The following is a 25,376-nucleotide window of genomic DNA, read 5'->3' on the forward strand; positions in this document are numbered from 1 at the left end:
CCGGGTTCACGCCCGCACCTTCCTTCGCACGAAGTAGAGGAACAGCGGGCCGCCGAGCACCGCCGTGACGATGCCCGCCTGCAACTCGCCGGGCCGGGCCACGATCCGCCCGAGCACGTCCGCGCCGAGCAGCAGCGCGGGTGCGAGCACCGCGCAGCAGGGCAGCAGCCGCCGCAGGTCGGGGCCGGTCAGCGCCTTGACGAGGTGCGGCACCATCAGCCCGACGAAGACGATCGGCCCGCAGGCCGCCGTCGCCGCCCCGCACAGCAGCGTCACGGCCACGATGGCGGCCGTACGGATCAGCGCGGGACGCGCGCCGAGCGACCGGGCGGAGTCGTCACCGAGGGCGAGCGCGTTGAGCGGCCGGGCCAGGGCCAGGGCCAGCAGCAGCCCCGCCGCGACGAACGGCGCGACCATGGCCACCGTCGCGCTCTGCGCGCCCGCCAGCGAGCCGACCGTCCAGAAGCGCATCGTCTCCAGCGAGGCCGCGTCGAGCAGCATCGTCCCGTTCACATACGAGTAGAGCGCGGCGTTGATCGCGGCTCCGGCGAGCGCCAGCCGCGCCGGGGTGGCCGCCCGCCCGCCGCCCACGCCGTACACGAGCACGGACACGGCCGCGGCTCCGGCCAGCGCGAACCAGACATAGCCCTGGAACGTCGCCACCCCCAGCAGCCCGGCGGCCGTCGCCACCGCCGCGGAGGCCCCGGCGTTGATCCCCAGCAGGCCGGGGTCGGCGAGCGGGTTGCGGGTCAGTGCCTGCATGACCCCGCCCGCCACTCCCAGCGCCGCGCCCGCGAGCAGCCCGAGCAGGGTGCGGGGCAGCCGCATCTCGTGCACCACCGTGTACGCGCCGGACCCGGTGTCCACAAGTCCCTGCCAGACCTCGGCGGGGGACATCGGCCGGGCGCCGAGCCCGAGGCTCAGCACGAGGACGGCGAGCAGCGCGAGCACCGGCCCGAACACCGTGCCGAACACTGGGCCGAGCAGCGCCGCCGTCGGCCGGGCCTTCGGCGGATGTTTTCGCGGTGCCCGTGCGGGCCCGCTGAGCTGCGACGACTCGGTGACGACCACGGCCGGCTCCATCGGGGCGGGGGACGAATTCCGATCGCCCCTCTGGACAAGAACTTAGGTAAGGGTAACCTAACAATCGATCCGCCCCAAGGGCATGAGCATGCAAGAGAAAGACAAACCGTGCGAAACCTGAACACCACCATGTCCCGTCGCGGGCTCTTCGCCGTGGGCGGAGCCGCCGCTCTCACGCTGGCCCTGGCCGCCTGCGGATCGGGCGGCTCCACCCCCTCCGCCGCAGGTCAGAGTGCCGCCGCCGCGAGTGGGAGCGCCGGGGCGTGGTCCTTCACCGACGACAGGAAGGAGACGGCCACGGCGGCGGGGGTCCCGGCGCGGGTCGTGGCGTTCATCGGCACGGCGGCGGCCCTCGCCGACTACGGGTTGCAGGACAAACTCGTCGGCGTGTTCGGCGAGACCAAGCGCGCCGACGGCTCGCCCGAGCCACAGGCGGGCGACCTCGACGTGGACAAGGTGACGATCCTCGGCAACGTCTGGGGCGAGTTCAACATCGAGAAGTACGCCGCGCTGCGCCCCGACCTGCTCGTCACCCACCTGTACGACCCCGGCGCGCTCTGGTACGTGCCGGACGAGAGCAAGGACAAGATCGTCAAGCTCGCCCCCACGGTCGCCGTCAGCGCCGCCCGGGTGCCGATGACCGAGACGATCGAGCGCTACGCCGCCCTCGCCGAGACCCTCGGCGCCGACCTGAAGTCTCCCGAGATCGCCCAGGCGAAGGCGAGGTTCGAGGCCGCCGCCGAGAGTGTGCGCAAGGCGGTCGCCGAGAACCCCGGGATCAGGGTGATGGCCGCCTCCGGCAGCCCCGACGTGCTGTACGTCTCCAATCCCAAGGTCAACACCGATCTCATGTACTTCGCCGAACTGGGGGTCGAGGTCGTCCAGCCCGACAAGCCCGGTGACGGCGGCTACTACGAGAACCTCAGCTGGGAGAACGCCGGCAAGTACGACGCCGACCTGATCCTGCTCGACAACCGCCCCACCGCGCTGCAGCCCAAGGACCTCGAGGCCAAGCCCGCCTGGCCGAAGCTGCCGGCGGTCAAGGCCGGCCAGGTCGCCGCCTGGGACCCGGTGCCCCGCTTCTCGTACGCGGGCGCCGCGCCGATCCTGGAGAACCTGGCGACGGCGATCCGGAACGCCAAGAAGCTCGGCTGACCCGCACCTGCCGGAAATCACCCGGGCCCCCGTCTGCGCTCTGTCAACTTAGGTTTGCCTAGCCTAACGAACTGAGGATGACCATGACCCATCCCCGCGCCGGAGACGCGCGGTCGTACCTGTTCAACGACCACACCGTGGAGGGATACCGGCGTGCGGTGGCCGCCGGGAGCGCCCGCGTGGCCGGCCGTGTCGGGCGGACCGACCGGCCGTTCAGCGGCGCCGCCCCGGCGCGGCTCGCGCCGGAGATCGCCGCGATCGACCTCGAACGGCCGTTGCACGACCACGCCGCCGCGCTCGACGAGCTCGAACGGGTCTACCTCCGCGACGCCGTCTACTTCCACCACCCCCGCTATCTGGCCCACCTCAACTGCCCGGTGGTGATCCCCGCGCTGCTGGGCGAGGTGGTCCTGTCGGCCGTCAACTCCTCGCTCGACACCTGGGACCAGAGCGCGGGCGGCACGCTCATCGAGCGCCGCATGGTCGAGTGGACGGCCGGCCGGATCGGCTTCGGTCCCGCCGCCGACGGCGTCTTCACCAGCGGCGGCACCCAGTCGAACCTCCAAGCGCTGTTCCTCGCCCGCGAGGAGGCCCGCGCCGCCGGGACGCCGCTGTCCCGGCTGCGCGTGATCACGTCCGAGGCGGGCCACTTCAGCGTGCGCAAGGCGGCGGCCCTGCTCGGCCTCGGGCCGGAGGCGGTCGTCGCCGTGGAGACCGACGCGGAGCGGCGCATGCGGCTCGACGGGCTCGCCCGCGAGCTCGACCGCTGCCGCCGCGCCGGGCTGACGGTCATGGCCGTCGCCGCCACCGCGGGCACCACCGACTTCGGCTCGATCGACCCGCTGCCGGAGATCGCCCGGCTGTGCGCGGCGGCCGGGGTGTGGCTGCACGTGGACGCGGCGTACGGCTGTGGGCTGCTGGTCTCCCGCAGACGCCGGCACCTGCTCGACGGGATCGAGCGGGCCGACTCGGTCACGGTCGACTTCCACAAGTCCTTCTTCCAGCCGGTCAGCTCCAGCGCCCTGCTGGTGCGGGACGGCGCGGCGCTGCGGCACGCCGCCCACCACGCCGACTACCTCAACCCGCTGCGGATGGCCGAGCGGGGGATCCCCAACCAGGTGGACAAGAGCCTGCAGACCACCCGCCGCTTCGACGCGCTGAAGCTCTGGCTGACCCTGCGCGTGATGGGCGCGGACGCGGTCGGCGAGCTGTTCGACCAGGTGGTGGATCTCGCGGCCGAGGCGCACGCGATGCTCGCCGCCGACCCGCGCTTCGAGGTCGTCACGCGATCGCCGCTCAGCACGCTGGTCTTCCGCTACCTGCCGCCGGAGGGTCCGGGCCGTGAACTGGCCGACGACGCCAACCTGTACGCCCGGGAGGCGCTGGCCGCCTCGGGCGAGGCCGTCGTCGCCGGCACGACCGTCGACGGCCGCCACCACCTCAAGCTCACCCTGCTCAACCCGGAGACCACGCGGGACGACGTCGCGTACGTCCTCGATCTCCTCGCCGGGCACGCCCAGCGCCACGTGGACGACCTCGCCCCGCTCGCCGGCCAGCCGGAGGTGACGCATGTCCACTCATGACTTCGTCGCGATCGGGCTGGGGCCGTTCAATCTGGGCCTCGCCTGCCTGGCCGAGCCGGTGGCCGGGCTCGACGGGCTGTTCCTGGAGGCGAGGCCCGGCTTCGCCTGGCATCCGGGGATGATGCTCGACTCGGTCACGCTGCAGACGCCGTTCATCGCCGACCTCGTCACGCTGGCCGACCCGACCTCGCCGTACTCCTTCCTCAACTACCTCAAGGAGACCGGCAGGCTCTATCCCTTCTACATCCGGGAGAACTTCTACCAGCTCCGCGCGGAGTACGACGCGTACTGCAGGTGGGCCGCCGGGCGGCTGCGGAGCGTCCGCTTCGGCCACCGGGTCACCTCCGTGACGTACGAAGAGGCGGACGGGCGGTACGTCGTCCACGCGCTGACGGACGCGGGCGAGCGGACCGAGCACCGCGCCCCGCACCTCGTGCTCGGCACCGGCACCCCGCCGTACGTGCCCGAGCCGTGCCGCGGCCTCGGCGGCGGCGTCGTCCACAACAGCGACTACCTCGCCCGCAGGCAGGACCTGCTGGCCAAGGAGAGCATCACGGTCGTCGGCAGCGGGCAGAGCGCCGCCGAGATCTACCGCGACCTGCTGTCCGGCATCGACACCCATGGCTACCGGCTGAACTGGGTGACCCGGTCGCCCCGGTTCTTCCCGCTGGAATACACCAAGCTGACCCTGGAGATGACCTCCCCGGACTACGTGGACTACTTCCACGCGTTGCCGGAGGACACCCGATACCGCCTCGAAGCCGAGCAGAAGTGCCTGCACAAGGGCATCGACGCGGCGCTGATCAACGAGATCTACGACCTGCTGTACGCCAAGACCGCCGGCGGCCCGGTCCCGTCGCGGCTGCTGACCTGCACCGAACTGCGCGAGGCGGCCCACGACGCGGCCCGGGGCGAGTTCACGCTCGGCCTGCGCCACCTGGAGCAGGAGCGCGACTTCACGCTCGTCACCCAGGGGCTCGTGCTGGCGACCGGCTACCGCTACGAGCCGCCCGCCTTCCTCGATCCCGTACGGGACCGCATCCGGTGGGACCGGCGCGGCCGGTTCGACGTGGCCAGGAACTACAGCGTCGACGTCACCGGCCGGGGGATCTTCGTGCAGAACGGCGCGACCCACGCCCACAGCGTCACCTCGCCCGACCTGGGCATGGGGCCGTACCGCAACTCGTGGATCATCGCCCAGATCCTCGGCCGCGAGCACTACCCCATCGAGAAGTCGATCGCCTTCCAGGAGTTCGGCGCCCCCGAAGGGGTGGTCGCGTGAGCGGGATCGTCTTCCGCCGCGTCCACGAGGGGGTCGGCGAACTGGCCGTGCGCCGGCTCGACCCCGACGCTGACGCCGAGATCGTGCACGCCTGGGTGACCCATCCCAAGGCGGTGTTCTGGATGATGGGCGACGCCGACGTCGCCGGGGTCGCCGAGGAGTACCGCCGGATCGTGGCCCACCCGCACCGCGACGCCTACCTCGGGCTGGTCGACGGGCACCCCGCCTTCCTGGCGGAGCGGTACGACCCCGCCCGGGTCGAGCTCGCGGGCCTGTACGACGCGCGGGACGGCGACGTGGGCATGCACTTCCTCTGCGCGCCCACCGGCAGCCCGGTGCACGGCTTCTCCCGGGCCGTGATCACGACCGTGCTGGAGACGCTCTTCGCCGACCCGGCGGTGCGGCGGGTGGTCGTCGAGCCCGACGTGCGCAACACCGCCGTCCACGCGCTGAACGCGGCCGTCGGTTTCGAGGTCGTCGGCGTGATCGCCAAACCGGAGAAGGAGGCCCTGCTGAGCGTGTGCACCCGCGAGCGGTTCCACGCCGCCACCGGAGACCCTGCCGTCGATCCTGTCGCGGCGGTCGCCCATCTCACGCCAGAGACCTGGCAGAGGGCCAACCGGCGGCTGGTGCGCAAGGCGCTCGCCGAGTTCGCCCACGAGCGGCTGCTCGTCCCGCGTCCGCTCGGCGACGGCCGGTACGCCGTGCGGTCCGACGACGGCGCGGTGGAATACCGCTTCACCGCCACGCTGCTGTCGCTCGACCACTGGCACATCGGCGAGATCACCCGCCGCCGCACGACGGGAGAGGCCCTGCCTCTCGACGCACTGGATCTGGTCGTGGAGACGCGCGGCTCCCTCGGGCTGAGCGACGAGATCCTCCCCGTCTACCTGGAGGAGATCTCCTCCACCCTGGCGAGCCTCGCGTACAAGCTGACCAGGCGCGCGGCCGGCGCGGACGAACTGGCGAAGGCCGGCTTCCAGGAGATCGAGGCCGCGATGACCGAGGGACATCCGTGCTTCGTGGCCAACAGCGGCCGGATCGGCTACGGCGTCGGCGACCACCACCGGTACGCCCCCGAGGCCGCCGCCCCCGTACGCCTGATCTGGCTGGCCGCCCACCGCGACCACTGCGTGTTCTCCTGCTCCGGCGACATCGACTACGACCGGCTGACGCGTGACGAACTCGGCGAGGAGACCCTCGCCCGCTTCGCGGATACGCTCGCCGGCCTCGGCCTGGACATGACCGACTACCTGCTCCTTCCGGTGCATCCCTGGCAGTGGTGGAACAAACTGTCGGTCACCTTCGCCGCGGCGGTCGCCACGCGGCGCCTGGTCTGCCTGGGCTACGGCGACGACGACTATCTCCCCCAGCAGTCGGTGCGCACGTTCTTCAACGCCGGCGCGCCGTCGAAGCACTACGTGAAGACCGCGCTGTCGGTGCTCAACATGGGCTTCATGCGCGGCCTGTCCGCGGCGTACATGGAGGCCACCCCGGCGATCAACGACTGGCTCGCCGGACTGCTGCGGGACGACGACGTCTTCCGCGCGACGCGCCTGACGATCATCCGCGAGAGGGCCGCCGCCGGCTACCGCGACCGCCTGTACGAGTCGGCCACCCGCCCCCACTCGCCGTACCGGAAGATGCTCGCGGCGCTGTGGCGGGAGAGCCCGGTCGCGGGCCTCGAACCGGGCAGGCGCCTGGCCACCATGGCCTCCCTCCTGCACACCGACGAGGCGGGCCGGTCGTTCGCGGCGGCGCTGATCGAGCAGTCGGGCCTGCCGCCCGAGGTGTGGCTGCGGCGCTACCTCGACGCCTATCTCACCCCGCTGCTGCACGCCTTCTACGCGTACGGACTGGTGTTCATGCCGCACGGCGAGAACGTGATCCTGGTGCTCGACGGCGGCGTGGTGGAGCGGGTGATCTTCAAGGACATCGCCGAGGAGATCGTGGTGATGGACCCGGACACGGACCTGCCGCCCGGCGTGCGGCGGATCCGCGCCGAGGTGCCCGAGGAGATGCGCCTTCTGTCGATCTTCACCGACGTGTTCGACTGCTTCCTGCGCTTCCTCAACGCGATCCTGGCCATGGGCGGCGTGCTCGGCGAGGAGACGTTCTGGCGGACGGTCGCCGAATGCGCGGCGGACTACCGGCGGTCGGCGCCCCACCTCGCCGAGCGGTTCCGGCGTTACGACCTGTTCGCGGAGACGTTCGCGCTCTCGTGCCTCAACCGCCTGCAACTGCGCGACAACCGGCAGATGGTGGACCTGACCGACCCGTCGGCCGCCCTCCAGACGGCCGGTGACCTGGTCAACCCGATCGCCCGGTTCGCGCCGCCCGCCTGAGCACCACCCGCCTGAGCGACGGGCCGCTCAGGCGGGCGCGTACGTCATGCAGTCGGCCTCGTCCTGCACGGGGCCGATGTCGATGCCGGGCGCCTGGCACTCCAGAGCCACGTTGTGCCGGCAGTCGAACATCTTGCACGCGCCCACGCGTCCCATGGTCTGCTGGTCGCCGCCCGGCCCTCCGGTGGTGAAGAAGGTGTCGCAGTGCGCGTGGGACAGGTCGCCCACCGTGATGGCGGTCGCGTGACACCTGCGGTCACGGTTGTACGCGCACGAGGTGGCCTCGCAACGGTTGACAACGGGCATCTCCATGAGCGGCGTCCCCCCTGGCAGTCACGGCTTTCGCCCGGCTCATACCGCTGTTGACCAGGTCGGCAATCTCCCCGGCGCCACCAGACTCCGCCAAGTCCCGCCAGGGGAGCAGCGTTAGTGCAGCAGATCCTGACCGCGTTGCAAGCCCAGGCGGACGCGGCCGGGCGCATCACCTGGGACGTCAGCGTCGATTCCACCATCGCCCGCGCGCATCAGCACGCCGCCGGGGCGCGCAAAAGGGGGATCTTCAGGCCGAGCCGCCCGGCGGCAGGGCCGGTACCGAGCCGGCCGATCACGCGCTGGGGCGCGTCCATGGTGCCCATCGCTGCTCGCCTGCTCATGGCCGGGGCAGCCCTCAGGCCGCCCCGGCCGGTGATGAGTCAGAGGGGGTCGATCGCGAGGTCGGTGACCTGGTCGTCCTTGATGCCGAACACGAACGCGAAGGACAGAGGCCCGCCGGGGAACTCACCGTCCCCGGAGGCCACCAGACGGTCGCCCGCGAACGAGGTCGGCGTGATCACGATCTTGGGGTTGATCAGGTGCCCCTGGATCCACTCGCGTATCTCGGCCTCGCCGGCGTAGGTCGTCCCGTCATCGCGCACGGTGGCCCCGTCGCCGAAGACCGCGGTCAGCGCGTTCGCGTCGTGCGCGTTGGTGGCCGCGATGAAGTTCTCGACAGCCTTGGGAAGGGTGATGTCGTCCATTTCTGCTCTCCGGTCTTCTCGGGTACCAGGACGCGGGCGCGTCCTGGTACGTCCCTGCAGCACCTCAGCAGCACGATGACGATGTGGACGGCGACCCGCCACAGGCCGTGCAGCGCGGTGACCAGCTCGAGGTGCCGAGCAGGGTCAAGGCGGCATAGACATGCGCGGGGCGCATGCTGATGAAGGCTTCGTCGGGTCGGTTGTGTGTGGTAACTCAATCCACCCCGACGAGGCTCCTCGCGTTCTGGCAACAGGCTTAGAAGTCCGCACCGCGCGAGAGCTTTTCGTTCGCGCGCAGCTCCGCGAGTGCGTTCTCGTGCATCGCGACAACGACGTCGTAGCCAGAGTTGCCGAGCACGATCCGTTGCGGCGGAACGGGTGCGTTCATCGCGCTGATCACGGCCCGCACTCCGCGTTCAGGGTCACCCTCTTGCTTGCCGTTATGTTCCACGAACGCCGCCTTGACGCCCTCGACCAGCGGCACGTAGGCGTCGACGGTCTCGTTGACGGGCTCGTTCTGGAAGCCGGCGTAAGCCTTGGTGCGGAACGCTCCCGGCTCCACGACGAGCACGCGCACACCGAACGGCTCAACTTCATGGCGCAGTGTCTCCGACAGTCCTTCGAGCGCGAACTTCGCCGCCGAGTAGTAGCCGAACCCCTGTGCGCCGACGAGGCCTGCCACCGACGACATGTTCACGATCCAGCCGTCGCCGCGGGCCCGCATACCTGGCAGGACCGCGCGTATCAACTCGACCACGGCGAACAGGTTGAGGTCGAACGTGCGGCGGATCGTCTCGTCGGGGGCCCCCTCGACCGAGCCGAACCAGCCACGGCCCGCGTTGTTGACGAGCACGTCGATCCCGCCGAACCGCTCCTCTGCCGTCTTGACCGCCGCACGCACCTGCTCGGCATCGGTGACATCGAGCTGGAGAACCAGCACACGGCCGCGGTGCGGTTCAGCCCATTCCCGCAGTTCAGAGGGCCGACGTGCTGTCACCACCACCTGATCGCCCTGTTCCAGTGCAGCCTCGGCATAGACCAGGCCGAACCCTCCGGGTGTCCCGCCAGTGACGAACCAAGTCCTCATGGGCTTCTCCTCTCGCTATAGCAAGCAATGTAGCGCTATATAGGCTACTATAGCAACCATGCAGAATGCACGGGATCGACTCCTGCTCGCCGCGGCGGAGCTGCTGGAGGGCGGCGGCACGGTGTCCACAAGGGCGGTGTGCGAACGCGCCGGGGTGCAGGCCCCGACGCTGTACCACCACTTCGGTAGTAAGCAGGGCCTCATCGACGCCGTGCTGAACCACGGCTTCACCCAGTACACGGCGGTCGAGAGCTCTGGCGACCCGCTGGACGACCTGCGCGAGGGCTGGGACAGGCACGTGCGGTTCGGGCTGGAGCACCCGTCGTTCTACGGGCTGCTTTACGGCCGCGCCGAGCCGGGAAAGCCCTGCGCCGTCACCGCTCCCGCGCACGCCGCGTTGCGCGAGCGGTTGACCGCCGCCGCCACCCAGGGCCTGCTCAAGGTGCCGGCAGACGAAGCCGCCGAACAGGTGCTTGCCGCCAACGTCGGCATCACGCTCACCTTGATCAGCCAGCCGGAGCCGGACTTCAGGCTGTCCGGACGCGTCCGCGAGGCCGCGCTGGCCGGAGTCCTGCACACGCCCTCCGCCGACGCCCCCGCGACCCGTGCGAGCGCCGCACTGACGTTGCGTGCGCTGGTCGGCAACGACCCGGGCGACCTCACCCCTGGCGAACGCGCGCTGCTCGGCGAGCTGCTGGACCGCCTGGCCCGCTAGAGCACGCGGCGTTCCTCAGAGGGGCCGCACGACCTCGTCGCTCTGGACGCGCGGCCCCGCCCGGATATGCCGCTGCGCTACTTGATGTGAATTGTCGGACAGGCCTTAGTGCAGCAGTTCCTCGGCGACGGCGAGGAGCTTCAGGGCGGTGGGGTCGGCGGGCCCGGCGCCCCGGGGCATCCGGTCGGAGATCCGCTGCAGCAGGAGGTGGACGTCGTCCCCGCCGGCCGCGGCCGGGACCGCCGCCTCCGATCGCCGCAGCCGCAGCAGCAGCTCCAGGCCGTACGCCGCCTGGGCGGCGAGCAGCCCGAGGAGGTCCACGTCGGCGAGCTCCCCCCGCAGGTCGGAGGACCTGTCGAGCACCTCCAGCACGCCGATGCAGCTCTCCTCCCGGATGACCGGCGCCGCCATGATGCTGTGCGGGACGTACCCCGTGGACTCGGCGGCGTCGTGGGCGAACTGCGGCACGGCGGTCACCTCGTCGGCGATCATCGGCTGGCCGCTCGCCGCGACCCAGCCCGCGATGCCCGTGCCGGGCGGGAAGCGCGTGCCGATGAGGTGCTTCTCCCCCTCGCCCGACACGGCCTCGAAGACCAGTTCGCCGGTCTCCTGGTCCACCAGGAAGACCGACGCCGCGGCGGAGGCGAACACGTGCCGGGCGACCTCGACGGTCGACTGCAGCAGCCTGCGCTCGGTGATCTCGCTGTCGGAGCGCCGTTCATGCACGGACATGTGCGTCTCCCTTGGATACGACGACGTTGCTGGCGGCCAGGTAGAGCACCGACTTGAGCTGGAAGGGGGTCATCCACCGGTGCCTGCTCAGGGCGAGCGCGCACATCCCGGTGATGTGCGGCGCGGCGAAGCTGTTCCCGGTGCTGCGGATCTGCCTGCCGCCGCGCCAGGCCACCCGGACCTTGACGCCCCGGGCGTAGAACTCGGCCGGCGGCGCGGGGTTGTAGTAGTAGGTCATCGGGTCGGGTTCGTCGTGGCTGGCCACGGAGATGACCGAGGAGAACGTCCAGGGAAAGCTGAGCACCGGCATGTTGTGCGCCGCGGCCACGAGCAGGCAGCGCCGGAAGTACGCGCGGTCGGCCAGCTCGTGCAGCTCGGGCAGGAACTGGCTCCTGGTCGTGGACAGGCTGAGGTTGACGAGGTCGAACCCCTCCTCGACGGCCCAGCGCAGACCGGCCAGGAGGGCGGCGCCGCTGCCGGAGCGCCCGTCGGTCAGCACCCGCACCGAGGTCAGCGAGACGGCCGGGGCGATCGAGCGGATCAGTCCGGCGCACGCGGTCCCGTGCCCCACCGGGTCGGCCGGGTCGCAGTCGACGACCGTCAGGCCGTCGCCGTCCTCGGCGACCACCAGCGACCGCTCCAGGCCGCCGACCAGCGGATGGGAGGCGTCCACCCCGGTGTCGAGCACGCAGACGCGCACACCCGCCCCGTCGGCGGGGCCCGTGCCGTCGTCACCCCACGCCCATTCCCTGGTGACCTCCTCCAGGCGGCTCACGCCGAACTCCTCCGGCGCCAGCCGTGAGGTCGCGAGGCTCCAGGCCGGCACGCCGGGGAACTGCTCACGCCGCTCCCGGCGCCAGGGGGGCTGTGTCACGGTAGCCTCTCCTCCTCGATCCACCGGCGTACCCGCCGGGCGGGCAGCTCCGCTCCCTTGGCTGCGTATCCACGCAGCGCGCGGGCCGCGGCCTCGGTCGCCGGGCCGGTGCGCCCGGCCGCGTGGTGGACGCGGGCCAGGTCGGCCAGCACGTCGCCGCACAGGCAGGGGTCGTCGGTCCGGGCGAGCAGCTCCTCCGCGCGGGCGGCGAGCGCGCCCGCCGCGCCGTGGTCGCCGTCGAGGGACGCGACCAGGGCGCTCAGCGTGAGAAGGGTCAGCTCACCGCGGGCCTGCAGTCGTGCGCCCGTCGCGCGCAGCCGGGCGAGCTCTCCCGCGGCCTCGGCGTGACGTCCCCGCCGGATCAGCTCACGCGCGGCGTAGAGCTCCAGCGTCCGGGCCGGCTCGGACTGCCCCACGCGGTGGAGGTCCGCCGCCGCCTGGCGGAACAGCGCCTCGGCCGCGGCGTGCCGGTCGACGAGCGACTCCACCAGCCCGCGCACCTGGAGGACCGCGGCGGCCGCCAGGTCCAGATGGAGGTCCCGGGCGTGCCGGTCGGCGGCGTGGAGGACGGCCCAGGCCTCGGCGACGTCACCGGCCAGCGCGAGCAGCCGCGCCTCGGTGACCAGCACGGGCAGGAGCATCGCCCGGTCGGCGCCGAACCTGGCCGACAGACCGGCACACAGGGACAACCCCTCCGCCAGCGGTGTCGGGGACCACTGCGCCAGCTCGCACAACCCGCTGAGCAGGCGGTTCTCCTCGTATCTGTCGCCGAGGGAGCGGGCCCGGGCCAGGGCGTCGCGCAGCGCGGCCTCGGCCGCCCCGAAGCGGCCCTCGCCGATGCGCAGCAGCGCCTCCAGGTGGTGGAACCGGCACCAGCCGAGGTCGTCGCCGGGGTCGGCCGCCAGCAGGTCGCGGAACGGCCCGGCCGAGGCCGGCCGGGCGCCGAAGCGCAGCGCCAGCGTCTCGCGCTGGACGGCGCACGTGAGCCGGGTGCGCGGGTCGCCCGGCAGCATCCGCTCGGCCACCTCCAACGCGGCGTACGGCCGGTCGGACTCGCCGCGGGCCAGCCCGGCGTCGCAGATGCGTACGGCGAGCGGCCGGTGGTCGGGGTGCCCGGCCGGCAGCAGGTCGCGCCCACGCTCCAGCAGGGCGATGGCCGCGGGCAGGTCCTTGCGGTGCAGGGCCCGGGTGCCCTCGCCGACGAGGGCGCGGGCGGCCCGCTCGGTCAGCGCCGGCAGCAGCGGGTCGTCCGGCCGCACCTCGCGTTTCAGCAGGCAGGCGGTCTCCAGATGGTGGGTCAGGTCGCCGTGCGACGACTCCTCCCCGGACGAGGCCCAGACGGAGACCTCCGCGGGCCCGGAGAGCCGGCCGGAGATCTGCTCGGAGATCCGGTCGGCGAGGGCCAGATGCCAGGTGGCCCGCAGGTCCTTGCGGGTCATGGCGTAGACGGTGTCGCGGGTCAGCGTCTGGGTGAAATGGAACGACCCCGCCGCCTCCCCGCGCCGGACCAGGCGTTTGCGGATCAGGAGCCCGACCGTCTCATCGACGTCGAACCGGGCCTCCGGCTGGGCCGCGCAGATAACGCCGAGCTGGTCGAGGGTGAAGACGTGACCGATCGCCGCGGCCCGTTCGAGCACGTCGCGCTCACCGTCGTCGAGCAGGTCGAGCCGCGCGCCGAGCAGCGCCTGGATGGTGCGCGGAAGCGGGGCGTCCTCCCCCTCCTCGGCCAGCGTCTCCAGCAGCAGTTCGGCGAACAGCGGGTTGCCGTCGGAGCTCTCCGCGACCCGCCGGCACAGGGCCGGGCTCGCGACCACGGCGTGGGCGACCACCTCGTCGTCCGGCGACCGGAGCGCGGCGAGCTCGGCGACCAGCCGCTCCATCCGCGCCGCGTCCAGCGCCCCGAGCTCGAACGCGACGGCGCGGCCGACGTCGATCCCCCAGGAGGGCCGCGCCTCCAGCAACTCGGGACGGGCCACCCGTACGACCAGGACCGGCACGTCGACCAGCCACGTCGTGAGGTCGTCGATCAGGTCGAGCAGGGTCGGCTCGGCCCAGTGCAGGTCCTCCCAGACCACCACCAGCGGCTCGCGCCGGGCCAGCGCCTCGAACAGCGCGCACACCGCCCGCGCGATCTCCTCGACTCCCGCGTCCTCTCCCGTACGCGGAGCGCGTGCGGCGTGCCCGGTCACCAGGCCGCGCAGGGCGGCGCCGCTCGCCTCCTCCAGCGTGTCCGGCCAGTCGTCACCGAGGGACTCGACCATCTCCGCGATGGGGCGGTAGGTGATCCCGGCGCCGTACGAGCGGCACCTCCCGGCGAGCACGGTGACCCCGGCGGGCAGTTCGTGGACGAAGTCGCGCACGAGCCGGGACTTGCCGATGCCCGGCACGCCGAGCACGGTCACCACCCGGCACCGGTGGTCCCGCACCGCCTCGCGGTACGCCGTCCGGAGCCGCGCGGTCTCCGCGGCGCGGCCGATGAGCGGGACCTGGGCGTCGGCGTCCCCGGCGTCCGGCTCCAGCGAGGTCACCCGCCAGGCCCGCACGGGGTTGCTCTTGCCCTTCAGCGTGAGCGGAGGCACGGGCTCCAGCCGCGCCTGGGCGCGGACCAGGCGCGCGACCTCGTCCCCGACGAGGATCTCGCCGACGCCCGCGGCGGACTGCAGGCGGGCGGCCGTGTTGACGGTGTCACCGATGACGCGCAGGTCGGCTCCCGGAGTGGCGATGACCACCGCCTGCCCGGCGCTGACGCCGCAGTGCACGTCGAGCCGGATGCCGTGCGTCGGAGCGAGGCCGTCGCTCAGCTCCCGCACCCCCTGCAGCGCCGCGTGGGCGGCGCGGACCGCCCGGAGCGCGTCGTCCTCACGGCTGGCGGGGATGCCGAAGACCGCCATGATCGCGTCCCCGATGTACTTCTCCACGACGCCGCCGTGCTCGCTGATCCCGGAGGTGCACGCCTGGTAGTACCGGTCGAGGATGTCCCGGAGGAGCTCGGGGTCGAGCCGTTCGGCCAGCTCAGTCGAGCCCACCAGGTCGATGAAGACGACCACCACGTTCCGGCGCGCAGGGCGGGCTGCCCCGGCGTTCACACTAATTTGAGCTCCTGGCCCTCGACCTCGCCGGCCGCCTCGTCCAGGCGGGTCTTGATCGAGTTGAGCAGCTCGACCTCCGGCCTGCTCAGCTCGGCGAACACCTGCCGCTGCCGCTCGTTGAGCATGTCCACGGGGTGGCCCGCCTCGCGCAGGGCCGTCAGCGGGTCGAACGGCGCCGGCCCGGTCTGAACGTCGTGGCTGTTCAACGGCCCACCTCCTGGTCGTGCCTGGCCTCGCGGCCACTGTGGTACGCCGCCAACGGTAGGGACGCGTGGTTCAGCGCCAGTATGGCGACGCCATGCCGCCGCCATACTGACCGCGTACGCGGGGCTCAGCGCTCCCGGTTTCCGTGCGGTGCGGCGTGCGGTCCTGCGTGCAGTTCGGCCGCGAACCGGTGGGCGAGCGGTGACATCGCGTACGACAGGGAGTGGGCGGCCACCTCCGCGTCGGCCGGGGTCTGCGAGATCGACAGGACGCCCGCCTCCAGGAGCGACTCGACGACCCGCTCGCCCGGCTCGCCGGTGCCGTCCAGGGCCTCGACGAGCTCTTCGTGCCCGAAGACCGGGCCGCCGAGCGCGCCCAGGGCGAGGAACGCGGCGCGGTGCGGCCACGACGGGTGGGCGTAGGACTCCTCGAACCGCCGGCGCAGCGACACGTCTCCCGCGGCGAACTCGTCCAGCACGTTCTCGGTCCGGTCCAGCCGGTCGGCCAGCGGACCGAGCGGCAGGTGCCACAGCCCGGCGAGCCGGGCCCCGAGCAGGCGCAGGACCAGCGGCGACAGCCCGTACCTCCGGAAGATCCGCAGGACGGCGGGCAGGTCGCCGGCCACCCGGTCACGGCCGATCATCCGGCTCAGGAACTCGACACCCTCGCTCGTGGACAGGTCTCCGAGCCCGATCCGGGCAACCGAGTCCAGGCCGCTGAGCCTGCTCCGGCTCGTCACCAGGACCCTGCTCGACGTGGTGCCGGGAAGCAGCGTGCGGACGCTCTCCTCGTCGGGCGCGTCGTCGAGGACCAGCAGGACCTTCCGGTCGGCGAGCCACGACCGCCAGACGGACGCCAGCGCGTCGTCCTCGCGCACTCCGGCGACCTCCAGCCCCACGCTCTCCAGGATCTCCCGCTGGACGCCGGCGGCCGGCCGGGGGACGCCGTGGCGCCGCAGCGGGATCACCACCGCGCCGTCCGGATAGCGGGAGGCGAGCAGGTGCGCGACGTGTACGGCGAGGGCGGTCTTACCGGCGCCCAGCCCGCCTGTGATCACCGTGACGGGGGCGGGCTCCTCGAGAACGCGGCGCACCTCCGCCTCCCGGCCGGCGAAGTCGTCGACGTCGCGGGGGAGCCGGTTCGCCAGGGCCCGTACGGACCGGGGGCGGGCGGCGGCCGGGCCCGGGTTTCGCGTGGGAGGCCCGTCACAACGGAGGATGGTCTGGTAGAGCTGCCTGATCAGCGGGCTGGGATCGATGCCCATCTCGGCGGCGAGGTGCCGCCGCAGGCCCTCGAAATGCGACAGCGCCTCCGCGGTCCGCCCGCACCGCGACAGCGCCGTCATCCTCGCCGCGGCGATGCGCTCGCGGGCGGGGAACCGCGCGGCGACGACGTCGAGGGAGCCCAGAGTCTCGACGTGGCGGCCCAGTTCGATCTCCAGCTCCACCCAGTCCTCGTAGACCGACAGGAAGAGCTCGGTGAAGCGGCCCACCTCGGCGGCCACGAGCGGGACATGGCGGAACTCCACAAGCGGTCGTTCGTGCCACATGCTGACGGCGTCGCCCAGTTGCGACGCGGCGACGGGGAGGTCGCCGCTCCGGACGGCGGAGCGGCCCGACCTGCTCAGTTCCAGGAACCGCAGCAGGTCGAGCTCCTCGCGGTCGGCGCGCATCCGGTAGCCCCACCCCTGGAAGCTGATCCGGTCACCCACGATCTTGCGTAGCGCGGACACGTAGACCTGCAGGTTCTTGCGGGCCGTACGCGGCGGCGTCTCGCCCCACAGCGAGTCGATCAGCTGCTCGGACGGGATGACCGCGTTCGCGTGGCACAGCAGTATCGCCAGGAGCAGCCGTTGTTTCGGAGCGCCGATGACCGCCCTGTGGTCCTCCACGCGGACCTCCAGCGGACCGAGAATCGAGCAGTGCAGTCGCGGTGAGATCGCGTCACCCATGGTGCAGTCCTTGGTCCGGGTCTCCGCGGCGGTCCCGGTCACCGGACGGAACCGGCTCTCCGGGCGCCCAGGAGGAGGAAGTCGACGAGGTCGAGCGGAGCCGGGGGCACGGCGTTGCCCAGGGCCGCCAGATGGAGCGTTCGTGCCGCGAGCGCGACGGCCGTGGAGACCGCGTGTCCCCCGGCCTTCGCCTCGAACCAGCGCCAGTCGCCGTCCGGGTTCACTTCGAGGAACACCACCTCGTCTTTCCTCAGCAGCAGGTCGAAGGCGCCGTACGTCATCCCCCACAGGGCCGCGAGCCGCCGTACGGCGTCGGCGGCCGCGGGCGGCACGGCGACCGGGGCGACCGTCACCTCGCCCTCCTCGCGCCACGGCGAGTCGGGGGAGCGCTTGCCGACGGCGTACCCGTGCAGGCCGCCGGCGACGTGGTAGACCCGCAGCTCGGCGTCGTGCTCGATGTGCTCCTGCACGATGACGGGGTAGTCGAGGGCGGGCCGGCGCAGCACCTCCTCGCGGGCCGCGATCTCGGGGAGGACCCCGGTCAGGAGCCCGGGCTCGGTCTCGACGAAGTGCTCCTCGACGACCTTGACGACCACCCTGGGCCCCGGCAGGCGGGCCGCCGCCTCCGCCGGGCTGGTGGTGACGACCGTACGCGGGACGCGGACCCCGGCCCTCGCCGCACCGGCGAGCTGTTCCAGGCGGCCGGGCCGGTTGCCCGGCAGGCTCGCCGGGGCCAGCGAGCAGAGCTGGCGGACCAGCGCGTGCCAGGACTCGGCCCGCAGCAGGGTCTCCACGGCGTCCGCAGTCGCGGGCATGGCCCTGGGCGAGAAGTGGCGCGCCCACACGACGGTCGGCATGATGCGGCGGCCGTCCAGGTCGAGCACTGCGCTCATCCCGCCCGTGTCACCGGTGACAGCGGTGGACAGCCGCAGCGAGGCGATGGTCTCGGCGTCGACGCGCACGCTCGGCACGCCGAGGTGATGCAGGGTGTCCTGCAGCACGGCGAACTCCGCGCAGCCCGCGCGGTCGGCCAGCACGACGCAGGGCAGGACCCCCGCGTCCGGCCCGGTGCCCGGCTCGATGTGCAGTTCGCTGTCCGCTGGCCGCCACGACACCGATCCCGGCGTTCCGCGCAGGTCGACGGTGAGGGGAGGGTCGTACGATCGGCCCGGGTCGGGTGTGCCGGCGTCTCCGGCGGCGCTCAGCAAGGCGGGACCGCAGTCGTGCGCGGCCCGGATCCGTAAGATCCCCCCGGTGGCGCCTCCACCGGCCTCGTTCTCGCTATCCCGCCCACACTGAACCAGTCAACGGGGGCCGCGGTTTAATGTCAATAGAACCATATATGGCCGATTGTTTAAGTAATTGCTATATGTCGGATTTCTTTGTTTGTCCAGGTCGGATGGTGTCGGCTTCCGGAAAGTGACGGCTTTCGGATGTCCCGCTCACCAGCTCTCCGTAACATGATATTTGTGGTCCGGAGAAATTCCTGTTTAGGGACATAGCCCGCTGACCCGGCGGCCACGGCGGCCGTTCCGGCCCGGTGCGTAGACTGGGACCCACTCGTGCGGACCGGCCCCCGTCGCGCCCCCGTCGCGACCGGCGTACGGGATCCACGGACGGAGGGAACCCGGCACAGAGGCCGGGTGACCAGGACGAGGAGGACGGCGTGAGCCGGCGCGTACGCGGCGATCGGGAAGAGGCCGAGCTGCCGATCGACCCCGACGTGGACCTGCGGCGCGATCGGGACGTCTTCCGCCTGGCGGCCCCCGCGCGCCGCCGTGGCTGGGATGTGCTCGCGATGATCGCGGTCGGCGGCGGGGCCGGCAGCGTGGCCCGCTACCTGGCCGGCCGGGCCCTGCCCGCGCCGCCCTCCGGGTTCCCCTGGGCGACGTTCCTGGTCAACGTCACCGGCTGCCTCGCGCTGGGGGCGCTGATGGTCTTCGTGCTGTCCGTCTGGCCCCCGCGCCGCTACGTGCGCCCGTTCCTCGGGGTCGGGTTCCTCGGCGGGTTCACCACGTTCTCCACCTTCACCACCGAGATCGTGGGAAGGATGTCAGCCGGCGGCTGGACGACGGCCGTCGCGTACGCGGCGGGCAGCCTGGTCGCCGGTCTGGCCGCGGTCTGGTGCGGGGCCACCTTGGCCCGCGCCGTGGCCGGCCTCCCCGTACGGCACGGCAAGGAGACGAGTCAATGAGGCTGCACGGCCCGGCGCAACGCCTGACGATCTTCGTCGGCGAGACCGACCAGTATCGTCATCGGCCGCTGTACAGCGAGATCGTGCACCGGGCGCACAAGAGAGGGCTCGCCGGCGCGAGCGTGTTCCGCGGCATCGAGGGCTTCGGCGCCTCCTCGCTCATCCACACCAGCCGCCTGCTGTCGCTCAGCGAGGACCTGCCCGTCGCCGTCGTCGTCGTGGACGCCCCGGAGCGGATCGCCGCGTTCATGACGGAGCTGGACGAACTGGTCACCGAGGGCCTCGTGATCGTCGATCCCGTGGAGGTCTACCGCTACGTGGGGCGTACGGAGCGGTGACCCTGCTGCTCGTCTTCCTCGGCGGCGCGATCGGCGCCCCCGCCCGCTATCTGACCGACCGGCTGGTGCAGCGCCTGCACGACAGCGTCTTCCCCTGGGGGACGCTGACGGTGAACCTGGTGGGGTCGCTCGTGCTCGGGCTGCTGCTCGGCGCGCGGGACGGCCTCGGCCTGCCCGATCCCGCGGTCGCCCTGCTCGGCACCGGTGTCTGCGGGGCGCTCACGACCTTCAGCACGTTCGGCTTCGAGACCGTGCGCCTGCTGGAGGAGGGCTCGGCCGCGCAGGCCGCGCTCAACGCGCTCGGCAGCCTGCTTCTCGGCGTCCTCGCCGCCGCCGCCGGGCTCGGCCTCGCCCACCTGCTCGCCTGAGCCGGCCCGCTCGGCCCCGCCCGGTGAGCCCGCGAAGAACAGCCCGGAAACACGTCCACCCCACCCGGAGGGTGGGGTGGAGCGCATCAGGCAGGTCAGTGGTGTCCGTGCCCGTCGTGCTTCTGGGTCCAGGGACCGGTGATCGCGAAGACGTAGCCCGGGGTCTGGATGTTGGCGAACAGGATGCGCCCGTCCGCGCTGAACGTCGGGCCGGTGAACTCGCTGTCGTTGAGCTCGTTGCGGGCCATCGGGTAGGGGGTGCCCTTGTCGGTGACGCCGACCAGGTGCGACAGGCCCTCGCCGTCCTCGGCCAGGATGACCCCGCCGTACGGCGAGACGGTGATGTTGTCCGGCCCGTCGTAGTGGGTGTCCTGCTCCGGGTCGGGGTTCACACCGAAGATCGTCTTGAGCGTGACGGTCTCCGACTCGGGGTCGTAGAACCAGACCTGGCCGTCGTGCTCGTTCTTGCTGCCGTCGTCGTGCCGGGCGTAGCTGGCGACGAAGTACGCGCCGCCGTCACCCCACCAGGCGCCCTCCAGCTTGCGGCTGCGGGTGACCTGGTCGTCGGTGAACTGCTTGCGCACCGAGGTGGTCTTGGCGTCCCGGTCCGGCACGTCGACCCACTCGACCTTGTAGCGGGTGCCCGGCTGGGTCGCCTCGGACAGGTCGGCGATGTGCTTGCTGCCCTTGCGGCACCGCATGGCCTGCAGCTTCCCCGCGGTGTCGCCGCCGGGGCCGAGCGCGAGCGCGCGCAGCGCGCCCTTGCGGGCGTGGAAGTGCTTCGGCGGGACCCACCGGAAGTAGAGCCCGTTCGGGCCGCTCGCGTCCTCGGTCAGGTAGATCTCCGAGTTGCGGGGGTTGACCGCGACGGCCTCGTGCGAGTAGCGGCCGAGGAACTTCAGCGGGACCGGGTCGCGGTTGGCCGCCCGGTCGAACGGGTCCACCTCGAAGACGTAGCCGTGGTCCTTCTGGTACACGCCCCCGGCCCGCTGCTCGGTCTCCTCACAGGTCAGCCAGGTGTTCCACGGCGTGATGCCGCCCGCGCAGTTGTTGTGCGTGCCCGCGACGCTGACGTACTCCCGGACCCGGTTGCCGTTCCGGTCCACCTCGATGTTCGTGGTGCCGCCCTTGGCGCCGGGGTCGTAGGTCAGGCCGGGCAGGGCGGGCACGCCGTACGGCTCGCTGCCGTTGATCTCGTGGTTGTTCACCAGGACCCAGCCGTCGCGACCGGCGAAGCACCCGGTGCCGTCGGCGTCGCTCGGAGTCGGCTCGCCCGACTCCAGCTTCGTCGTCCCGGCCTGGGCGACGATCTTGTACGAGAAGCCCTTCGGCAGGGCGAGCAGACCGGCGGGGTCGGGAACGACGGGCCCGTACCCGGTCGTCCTGCCGACCCCGGCCTGGGCGGCCTGGGCGGCCGCGGGACCGGCGATGGCCTCGATGCTGCCCGCGACGGCGATGCCGAGGCCGCCGGCGGCGGCCGAACGCATGAGATCGCGGCGGGAAAGGGAGGAACTCACAGACGTACCTTTCGTGCATACAGCAGGCGATGCGATCAAATTCCGTCAGGCTGAACGTTTCCTTTCGTCATCGGTACGCACGGGTGACCAGTGCCTGACGATCGCGACCGCGGGCCGGCCGGAGACGTGGTCAGAAGGGTGGCCGGGCCAGCAGGATTCCCCCGCCGAGGGGAACGGCGACGGCCGGGACGCGGATCGGCGCCTTCCTTTCGCCGATCTTGAATCCCTCCATCCCCCAGCTCACCGCGACCTCGCAGTCCCCGCCGGGATGGAGGGTCACCAGCCGCCCGTCGCGGATTCCCGCGTACAGCAGCCCGATCGTGAACGTCAGGTCGACGGAGAACGTGATCGTGAGCACCTTGCGCTCGCCGGCGTAGACCTCGACGTACGGGCGGTGCTCCGAGGTGATCGAGTGCGCGGCCAGAAGGACCTGGTTGGTCTTTCCGCGGAAGCCCTCCTCGTGACTGCGCACCGCGGCGGCCCGCAGCTCGCGGGACTTCTGCCACCCGGCCGCCAGGACCCTCCCGAGGGTGATCCCGTGGAGCAGGCGGGCGCCGGCCTCGGGCAGCTGAGCGACGAGTTGCCCGGCGATGTCCGGGGCGTCGCGGCAGATCGTGCTCATCACCTGGGGGTCGCGGACGACGCTGGCCGCCGCCACCACCGCGCCGCGCGCGCCGTCATAGAGCGCGAGGGCGGCCGTGCCCGGATTCGGGTTGACGGTCAGGTTCAAGACAGGCCCTCCCGGATCTCCTGCCGGCCCGGGTCCGCGACAGCGTGGAGGCGTACGGCCGCCGGGCCGGGATCGCGGCTCTCGTGGATCCGCACGTTCGGGGACGGGTCGGCGCGGGAGATGAGACGCACCTCCCGGCGACGGTCGTGGTCCCGGTCAGGCGCGCGCCGGCCGCCCTGGGCCAGCCATACGACGAGAGCGAGGAGCGCGGCGGCGACCACGACGACGGCGAGCCCCGGTGGCACACCGAAGTCGGAGCCCGTCTCCTCGCCGGAGAGCCCGGCCGTCGGCACCACCTCGGGGCTCGCCTCGGGCGACTCCTCCGACCCTGGCGACTCCGGTGGACTCGGTGCGGGACTGCCGTCCGGGCTCGCCGGTGGACTCACAGCTGGGCTTACCGGTGGGCTCACGGACGGGCTCACGGGGGACACTTCGCTCAGGACGACGTCGATGGCGTCGCCGATGGTCAGCTCGCCTCCGCCGGGAGGGCTCTGGTCCTCGACGATCTGGTCGTCGCGCGCGTCGTCCGCCCCTCTGAGCGTCAGCCCCCGGTCCGCCGCCATCTGCCGCGCCTCCGCGACCGTGCGGCCGATGACGTACGGCACCTCGGTCGAGCCGTCGAGGAGCAGGTCGACGGCCTGCCCGTAGGCGAGCCGCCCGCCGGGCGCGGGAGTCTGCTGGGCGACCTTCCAGTCGCCGGTGGCCTCCGGCTGCCGGGTGGTCACGCCGAACCCGGCCCTCTCCGCTTCGGCGGTGGCCGCGGTCAGCGTCATCCCGGTCAGGTCGGGCACCTGTCCTTCCAGATGGACCCGGACCCTCGTGATTTTGAATTCGATGCACGACGCCGTCTCCGCGCTGCTCACGTAACTCGTCCCGGGAGGCACGGGATCGGGCACGGTCACGACCGCGTAGCCGAAACGGCCGTTGAGCGTCGCGTACGCCTGCTCGTACGTCTGACCGGTCACGTCGGGCGGGGGCGGGCAGCTCGTGGCCCGCGCCGGCGTGGCCCAGAACGCGGCGGCGGCGACGGCGAGGGCCACGATCAGGCGTACCGGCATCATCGTCTCCGGAACGGGTCGGGGGTGTCCGAAGGGAACGGGTCCGGGTCGCCCGGGGTTGTCCGAAGGGAACGGGGGCGGGCTTCCCGAACGAAGGGCTTCTCGAAGAAGTGTTACGACGAATCGCGGCCGGCTCGCCTGAGTATCCCCCTACTCATATTCCCGAGCGCAATTCCCCGGTCCGGTGAGCGGACCGGGGACGCGGTTTTCCGCAATCAGGCCGAAACGCACACGCTGCCCACTGCTGCTGCCCCCTGCTGCTGCCCCTGCTCCTGCCCCGTGGCCTTTCCGCAGGCCGGCTCCGCTGAGCCGGGCTCAGAGCAGATACCGCAGCCAGAGGTACGGCGTGGCCAGGGCCACGGTGACGACGGTGACCACCAGGCCGTACTTGGTGAACTCCCAGAAGCTGATGCGCGCGCCGTTGCGCTCGGCGATGCCGAGGATGACGACGTTGGCGGAGGCGCCGACGGCGGTGGCGTTCCCGCCGAGGTCCGCGCCCAGCGCGAGGGCCCACCACAGGACGTTGTGGTCGCCGGGCACGTGCTGGGCGAGGTCGGCCACGATCGGGCTCATCGTGGCGACGTAGGGGATGTTGTCCACGATCGCCGACAGCCCGGCCGAGGCCCAGAGCAGGACCATGGTCGTCACGCCCGGCCGCCCGGCCGTCGCCTCCGCCGCCGCCTGCGACACCTGGGCGATCACGCCGGTCTCGACGAGTGCCCCGACCATCACGAACAACCCGGCGAAGAACACCAGCGTCGGCCACTCCACCTCGCGCAGGGCCTCGTCCGTGGTAATCTTGGTGACCAGCACGAGCAGCCCCGCGCCGAGCAGCGCCACGACGGACGGCTCGTAGTGCAGCACCGGGTGCAGCACGAACGCGGCGATGACCACCCCGAGCACGGACAGGCTCTGCACGAGCATGACCCGGTCCTCGATGGCCGCCTTCTCGTCGAGTTGCATGATCTCGGCCGCCCGTTCCGGGTCGTACCGGAAGGCGCTGCGGAACAGCACCCGGCACAGCCCGATGAACACCGCCGTCAGCACGATCACCAGCGGCGCCAGGTGGACGAGGAAGTCGTTGAAGGTCAGCCCGGCGCGGGAGGCGATGATGATGTTCGGCGGGTCGCCGACGAGCGTCGCGGTGCCGCCGATGTTGGACGCCATCGCCTCGGCGATCAGGAACGGCGCGACCGGCAGGGCGAGGCGCTCGCAGACGAGGAACGTCACCGGCGCGATCAGCAGCACGGTCGTGACGTTGTCCAGCAGCGCCGACGCGAGGGCCGTGATCACCAGGAGCAGCACCATGAGCCGGAACGGCCGTCCCCTGGCGCGCTTGGCGGCCCAGATGGCCAGGTATTCGAACACGCCGGTCTGCCGCAGCACGCCGACGATGACCATCATGCCGAGCAGCAGGAAGACGACGTTCCAGTCCACGCCCGACTCCTGCGAGAAGAACGCGGAGCCGGCCGCCGTCGCGTGGACCAGCAGCATGATCGCGGCGCCGCCGAGGGCGGCCTTGACCCGGTGGATCTTCTCAGTCGCGATGAGGACGTACGTGGCGGCGAAGACGATCGTCGCCACCCAGGCGGTCACCGTCATGCGAGCCGCTTGAGCAGCGCGGAGAGCGTGACCGCGCCCAGCAGGCGGCCGCCGTCCAGCACCGCGACCAGGGGACTGCGGGTGCGGGCCATCAACGCGCCGATCTCCAGGAGGGTGGCGTCCGGGTCGGTGACCGGCAGTTCGCGCGGACGCTCCGGCAGCGCCTGGCGGACCGTGCGCTCGCCCAGCGCGCGCACGAACGCGTCGGCGTGCGCCTCGTCGATCACCCGGGCCAGCGCGGGGTCGTCCTGGCAGTAGCGGGGCACGGCCAGGCGCAGCACCTGCGTGCCCGGCAGGATCGACACCGGCGTGCCGCGCTCGTCCAGCACGATCAGCCCCGGCAGTTCGCGTTCGGCCATGAGACGCGCGGCCTCGGCCACGGGGGAGTCGAGCCCCACCGTGGGGAACGGCACTAGGAGATCCCGGGCGCGCATGATCTCACCTGCCCACGAC

Annotated in this window: 24 protein-coding genes; 8 read left to right on the forward strand and 16 right to left on the reverse strand. The window is 72.1% G+C overall.

Translation table 11 applies throughout. The features are described 5' to 3' along the window. Nucleotides 1-6: 6 nt before the first annotated feature. Nucleotides 7-1,071: a FecCD family ABC transporter permease gene (locus tag F5972_RS12675; protein ID WP_225311408.1), complete on the reverse strand. Its 1,065-nt coding sequence runs from the start codon at nt 1,069-1,071 to the stop codon at nt 7-9. 120 nt (nt 1,072-1,191) lie between these two features. Between F5972_RS12675 and F5972_RS12680 the strand changes: the two genes are divergently transcribed. From F5972_RS12680 to F5972_RS12695, 4 genes are all read left to right on the forward strand, one after another. Next, on the forward strand, nt 1,192-2,238 hold the full coding sequence (locus tag F5972_RS12680; protein WP_225311409.1) for an ABC transporter substrate-binding protein: 1,047 nt from the start codon (nt 1,192-1,194) through the stop codon (nt 2,236-2,238). An 83-nt stretch (nt 2,239-2,321) separates the two neighbouring features. After that, nucleotides 2,322-3,821 (forward strand): pyridoxal phosphate-dependent decarboxylase family protein, encoded by a 1,500-nt coding sequence (locus tag F5972_RS12685; RefSeq protein WP_225311410.1) that lies wholly within the window; start codon nt 2,322-2,324, stop codon nt 3,819-3,821. Beyond that, on the forward strand, nt 3,808-5,103 hold the full coding sequence (locus F5972_RS12690) for a lysine N(6)-hydroxylase/L-ornithine N(5)-oxygenase family protein (RefSeq protein ID WP_150933666.1): 1,296 nt from the start codon (nt 3,808-3,810) through the stop codon (nt 5,101-5,103). Before F5972_RS12685 ends, F5972_RS12690 begins: the two co-directional genes overlap by 14 nt. Continuing rightward, the gene (locus tag F5972_RS12695; RefSeq protein ID WP_191910078.1) at nt 5,100-7,448 is read left to right on the forward strand and encodes a GNAT family N-acetyltransferase; all 2,349 of its coding nucleotides are present in this window, start codon (nt 5,100-5,102) and stop codon (nt 7,446-7,448) included. Before F5972_RS12690 ends, F5972_RS12695 begins: the two co-directional genes overlap by 4 nt. 27 nt (nt 7,449-7,475) lie before the next feature. Here F5972_RS12695 and F5972_RS12700 read toward each other — a convergent pair whose 3' ends face one another. The 4 genes from F5972_RS12700 to F5972_RS12715 all read right to left on the reverse strand — a co-directional run bounded on the left by F5972_RS12700 (nt 7,476) and on the right by F5972_RS12715 (nt 9,551). After that, nucleotides 7,476-7,760, reverse strand: coding sequence for a DUF1540 domain-containing protein (locus F5972_RS12700; RefSeq protein WP_150933667.1), 285 nt, complete (start codon nt 7,758-7,760; stop codon nt 7,476-7,478). A 212-nt stretch (nt 7,761-7,972) separates the two neighbouring features. Next, nucleotides 7,973-8,101, reverse strand: a complete 129-nt coding sequence (locus tag F5972_RS38810; RefSeq protein WP_263641828.1) for a hypothetical protein — start codon at nt 8,099-8,101, stop codon at nt 7,973-7,975. A gap of 39 nt (nt 8,102-8,140) precedes the next feature. Beyond that, entirely contained in the window at nt 8,141-8,464 is a 324-nt protein-coding gene (locus tag F5972_RS12710; protein WP_150933668.1) for a nuclear transport factor 2 family protein, read from the reverse strand. Nucleotides 8,465-8,720: 256 nt separating this feature from the next. Beyond that, the gene (locus F5972_RS12715) at nt 8,721-9,551 is read right to left on the reverse strand and encodes an SDR family NAD(P)-dependent oxidoreductase (RefSeq protein WP_150933669.1); all 831 of its coding nucleotides are present in this window, start codon (nt 9,549-9,551) and stop codon (nt 8,721-8,723) included. Nucleotides 9,552-9,609: 58 nt separating this feature from the next. On the opposite strand from F5972_RS12715, the gene F5972_RS12720 reads away from it, so the two are divergent. Beyond that, the gene (locus F5972_RS12720) at nt 9,610-10,266 is read left to right on the forward strand and encodes a TetR/AcrR family transcriptional regulator (RefSeq protein WP_150933670.1); all 657 of its coding nucleotides are present in this window, start codon (nt 9,610-9,612) and stop codon (nt 10,264-10,266) included. 105 nt (nt 10,267-10,371) lie between these two features. Here the strand turns inward: F5972_RS12720 and F5972_RS12725 are convergent, their stop codons facing one another. The 6 genes from F5972_RS12725 to F5972_RS12745 form a co-directional block, all read right to left on the reverse strand. Beyond that, nucleotides 10,372-10,998 carry a GAF domain-containing protein gene (locus F5972_RS12725; RefSeq protein ID WP_150933671.1) on the reverse strand — a complete coding sequence of 209 codons (627 nt, stop codon included), beginning with the start codon at nt 10,996-10,998 and terminating at the stop codon, nt 10,372-10,374. After that, nucleotides 10,985-11,872: a S8 family peptidase gene (locus F5972_RS12730; RefSeq protein WP_150933672.1), complete on the reverse strand. Its 888-nt coding sequence runs from the start codon at nt 11,870-11,872 to the stop codon at nt 10,985-10,987. Before F5972_RS12730 ends, F5972_RS12725 begins: the two co-directional genes overlap by 14 nt. Beyond that, nucleotides 11,869-14,958, reverse strand: a complete 3,090-nt coding sequence (locus tag F5972_RS12735) for an AAA family ATPase (RefSeq protein WP_191910079.1) — start codon at nt 14,956-14,958, stop codon at nt 11,869-11,871. Before F5972_RS12735 ends, F5972_RS12730 begins: the two co-directional genes overlap by 4 nt. Then, on the reverse strand, nt 14,955-15,167 hold the full coding sequence (locus F5972_RS37160; protein WP_191910116.1) for an aroma-sacti cluster domain-containing protein: 213 nt from the start codon (nt 15,165-15,167) through the stop codon (nt 14,955-14,957). The genes F5972_RS12735 and F5972_RS37160 overlap by 4 nt, the downstream gene beginning before the upstream one ends. A 125-nt stretch (nt 15,168-15,292) precedes the next feature. Further along, on the reverse strand, nt 15,293-17,116 hold the full coding sequence (locus F5972_RS12740; RefSeq protein WP_150933674.1) for an AfsR/SARP family transcriptional regulator: 1,824 nt from the start codon (nt 17,114-17,116) through the stop codon (nt 15,293-15,295). Between the two features lie 38 nt (nt 17,117-17,154). Further along, entirely contained in the window at nt 17,155-18,324 is a 1,170-nt protein-coding gene (locus F5972_RS12745; protein WP_150933675.1) for an ATP-grasp domain-containing protein, read from the reverse strand. Nucleotides 18,325-18,782: 458 nt separating this feature from the next. Here F5972_RS12745 and crcB (F5972_RS12750) point away from each other — a divergent pair, with 458 nt between their 5' ends. The 3 genes from crcB (F5972_RS12750) to crcB (F5972_RS12760) are packed head-to-tail and all read left to right on the forward strand — an operon-like array spanning nt 18,783 to nt 20,016. After that, the gene (gene crcB, locus F5972_RS12750) at nt 18,783-19,310 is read left to right on the forward strand and encodes a fluoride efflux transporter CrcB (RefSeq protein WP_225311411.1); all 528 of its coding nucleotides are present in this window, start codon (nt 18,783-18,785) and stop codon (nt 19,308-19,310) included. Continuing rightward, entirely contained in the window at nt 19,307-19,648 is a 342-nt protein-coding gene (locus F5972_RS12755; RefSeq protein ID WP_150933676.1) for a DUF190 domain-containing protein, read from the forward strand. Before crcB (F5972_RS12750) ends, F5972_RS12755 begins: the two co-directional genes overlap by 4 nt. Beyond that, nucleotides 19,645-20,016 carry a fluoride efflux transporter CrcB gene (gene crcB, locus F5972_RS12760; RefSeq protein ID WP_150933677.1) on the forward strand — a complete coding sequence of 124 codons (372 nt, stop codon included), beginning with the start codon at nt 19,645-19,647 and terminating at the stop codon, nt 20,014-20,016. The genes F5972_RS12755 and crcB (F5972_RS12760) overlap by 4 nt, the downstream gene beginning before the upstream one ends. 95 nt (nt 20,017-20,111) lie before the next feature. Here the strand turns inward: crcB (F5972_RS12760) and F5972_RS12765 are convergent, their stop codons facing one another. The 5 genes from F5972_RS12765 to F5972_RS12785 form a co-directional block, all read right to left on the reverse strand. Next, entirely contained in the window at nt 20,112-21,533 is a 1,422-nt protein-coding gene (locus F5972_RS12765; protein WP_225311412.1) for an alkaline phosphatase PhoX, read from the reverse strand. A gap of 130 nt (nt 21,534-21,663) precedes the next feature. Beyond that, nucleotides 21,664-22,263 (reverse strand): hypothetical protein, encoded by a 600-nt coding sequence (locus F5972_RS12770; RefSeq protein ID WP_150933678.1) that lies wholly within the window; start codon nt 22,261-22,263, stop codon nt 21,664-21,666. Further along, on the reverse strand, nt 22,260-23,321 hold the full coding sequence (locus tag F5972_RS12775) for a PASTA domain-containing protein (protein ID WP_225311413.1): 1,062 nt from the start codon (nt 23,319-23,321) through the stop codon (nt 22,260-22,262). Before F5972_RS12775 ends, F5972_RS12770 begins: the two co-directional genes overlap by 4 nt. Before the next feature lie 315 nt (nt 23,322-23,636). Further along, nucleotides 23,637-24,923, reverse strand: a complete 1,287-nt coding sequence (locus F5972_RS12780; protein ID WP_150933680.1) for an ArsB/NhaD family transporter — start codon at nt 24,921-24,923, stop codon at nt 23,637-23,639. After that, nucleotides 24,920-25,357, reverse strand: coding sequence for a CBS domain-containing protein (locus F5972_RS12785; protein ID WP_150933681.1), 438 nt, complete (start codon nt 25,355-25,357; stop codon nt 24,920-24,922). The genes F5972_RS12780 and F5972_RS12785 overlap by 4 nt, the downstream gene beginning before the upstream one ends. Nucleotides 25,358-25,376: the final 19 nt, after the last annotated feature.

Source organism: Microbispora cellulosiformans, assembly GCF_008728085.1.
In the GTDB taxonomy this organism is placed as follows: Bacteria; Actinomycetota; Actinomycetes; order Streptosporangiales; family Streptosporangiaceae; genus Microbispora; species Microbispora amethystogenes.

Coding starts and splice junctions, on each gene's coding strand:
- F5972_RS12715 (WP_150933669.1), bottom strand. CDS start 9,551: ATGAGGACTTGGTTCGTCACTGGCGGGACACCCGGAGGGTTCGGCCTG.
- F5972_RS12710 (WP_150933668.1), bottom strand. CDS start 8,464: ATGGACGACATCACCCTTCCCAAGGCTGTCGAGAACTTCATCGCGGCC.
- F5972_RS38810 (WP_263641828.1), bottom strand. CDS start 8,101: ATGAGCAGGCGAGCAGCGATGGGCACCATGGACGCGCCCCAGCGCGTG.
- F5972_RS12785 (WP_150933681.1), bottom strand. CDS start 25,357: ATGCGCGCCCGGGATCTCCTAGTGCCGTTCCCCACGGTGGGGCTCGAC.
- F5972_RS12780 (WP_150933680.1), bottom strand. CDS start 24,923: ATGACGGTGACCGCCTGGGTGGCGACGATCGTCTTCGCCGCCACGTAC.
- F5972_RS12685 (WP_225311410.1), top strand. CDS start 2,322: ATGACCCATCCCCGCGCCGGAGACGCGCGGTCGTACCTGTTCAACGAC.
- F5972_RS12725 (WP_150933671.1), bottom strand. CDS start 10,998: ATGTCCGTGCATGAACGGCGCTCCGACAGCGAGATCACCGAGCGCAGG.
- F5972_RS12720 (WP_150933670.1), top strand. CDS start 9,610: ATGCAGAATGCACGGGATCGACTCCTGCTCGCCGCGGCGGAGCTGCTG.
- F5972_RS12775 (WP_225311413.1), bottom strand. CDS start 23,321: ATGCCGGTACGCCTGATCGTGGCCCTCGCCGTCGCCGCCGCCGCGTTC.
- F5972_RS12740 (WP_150933674.1), bottom strand. CDS start 17,116: ATGGGTGACGCGATCTCACCGCGACTGCACTGCTCGATTCTCGGTCCG.
- F5972_RS12755 (WP_150933676.1), top strand. CDS start 19,307: ATGAGGCTGCACGGCCCGGCGCAACGCCTGACGATCTTCGTCGGCGAG.
- F5972_RS12700 (WP_150933667.1), bottom strand. CDS start 7,760: ATGGAGATGCCCGTTGTCAACCGTTGCGAGGCCACCTCGTGCGCGTAC.
- F5972_RS12690 (WP_150933666.1), top strand. CDS start 3,808: ATGTCCACTCATGACTTCGTCGCGATCGGGCTGGGGCCGTTCAATCTG.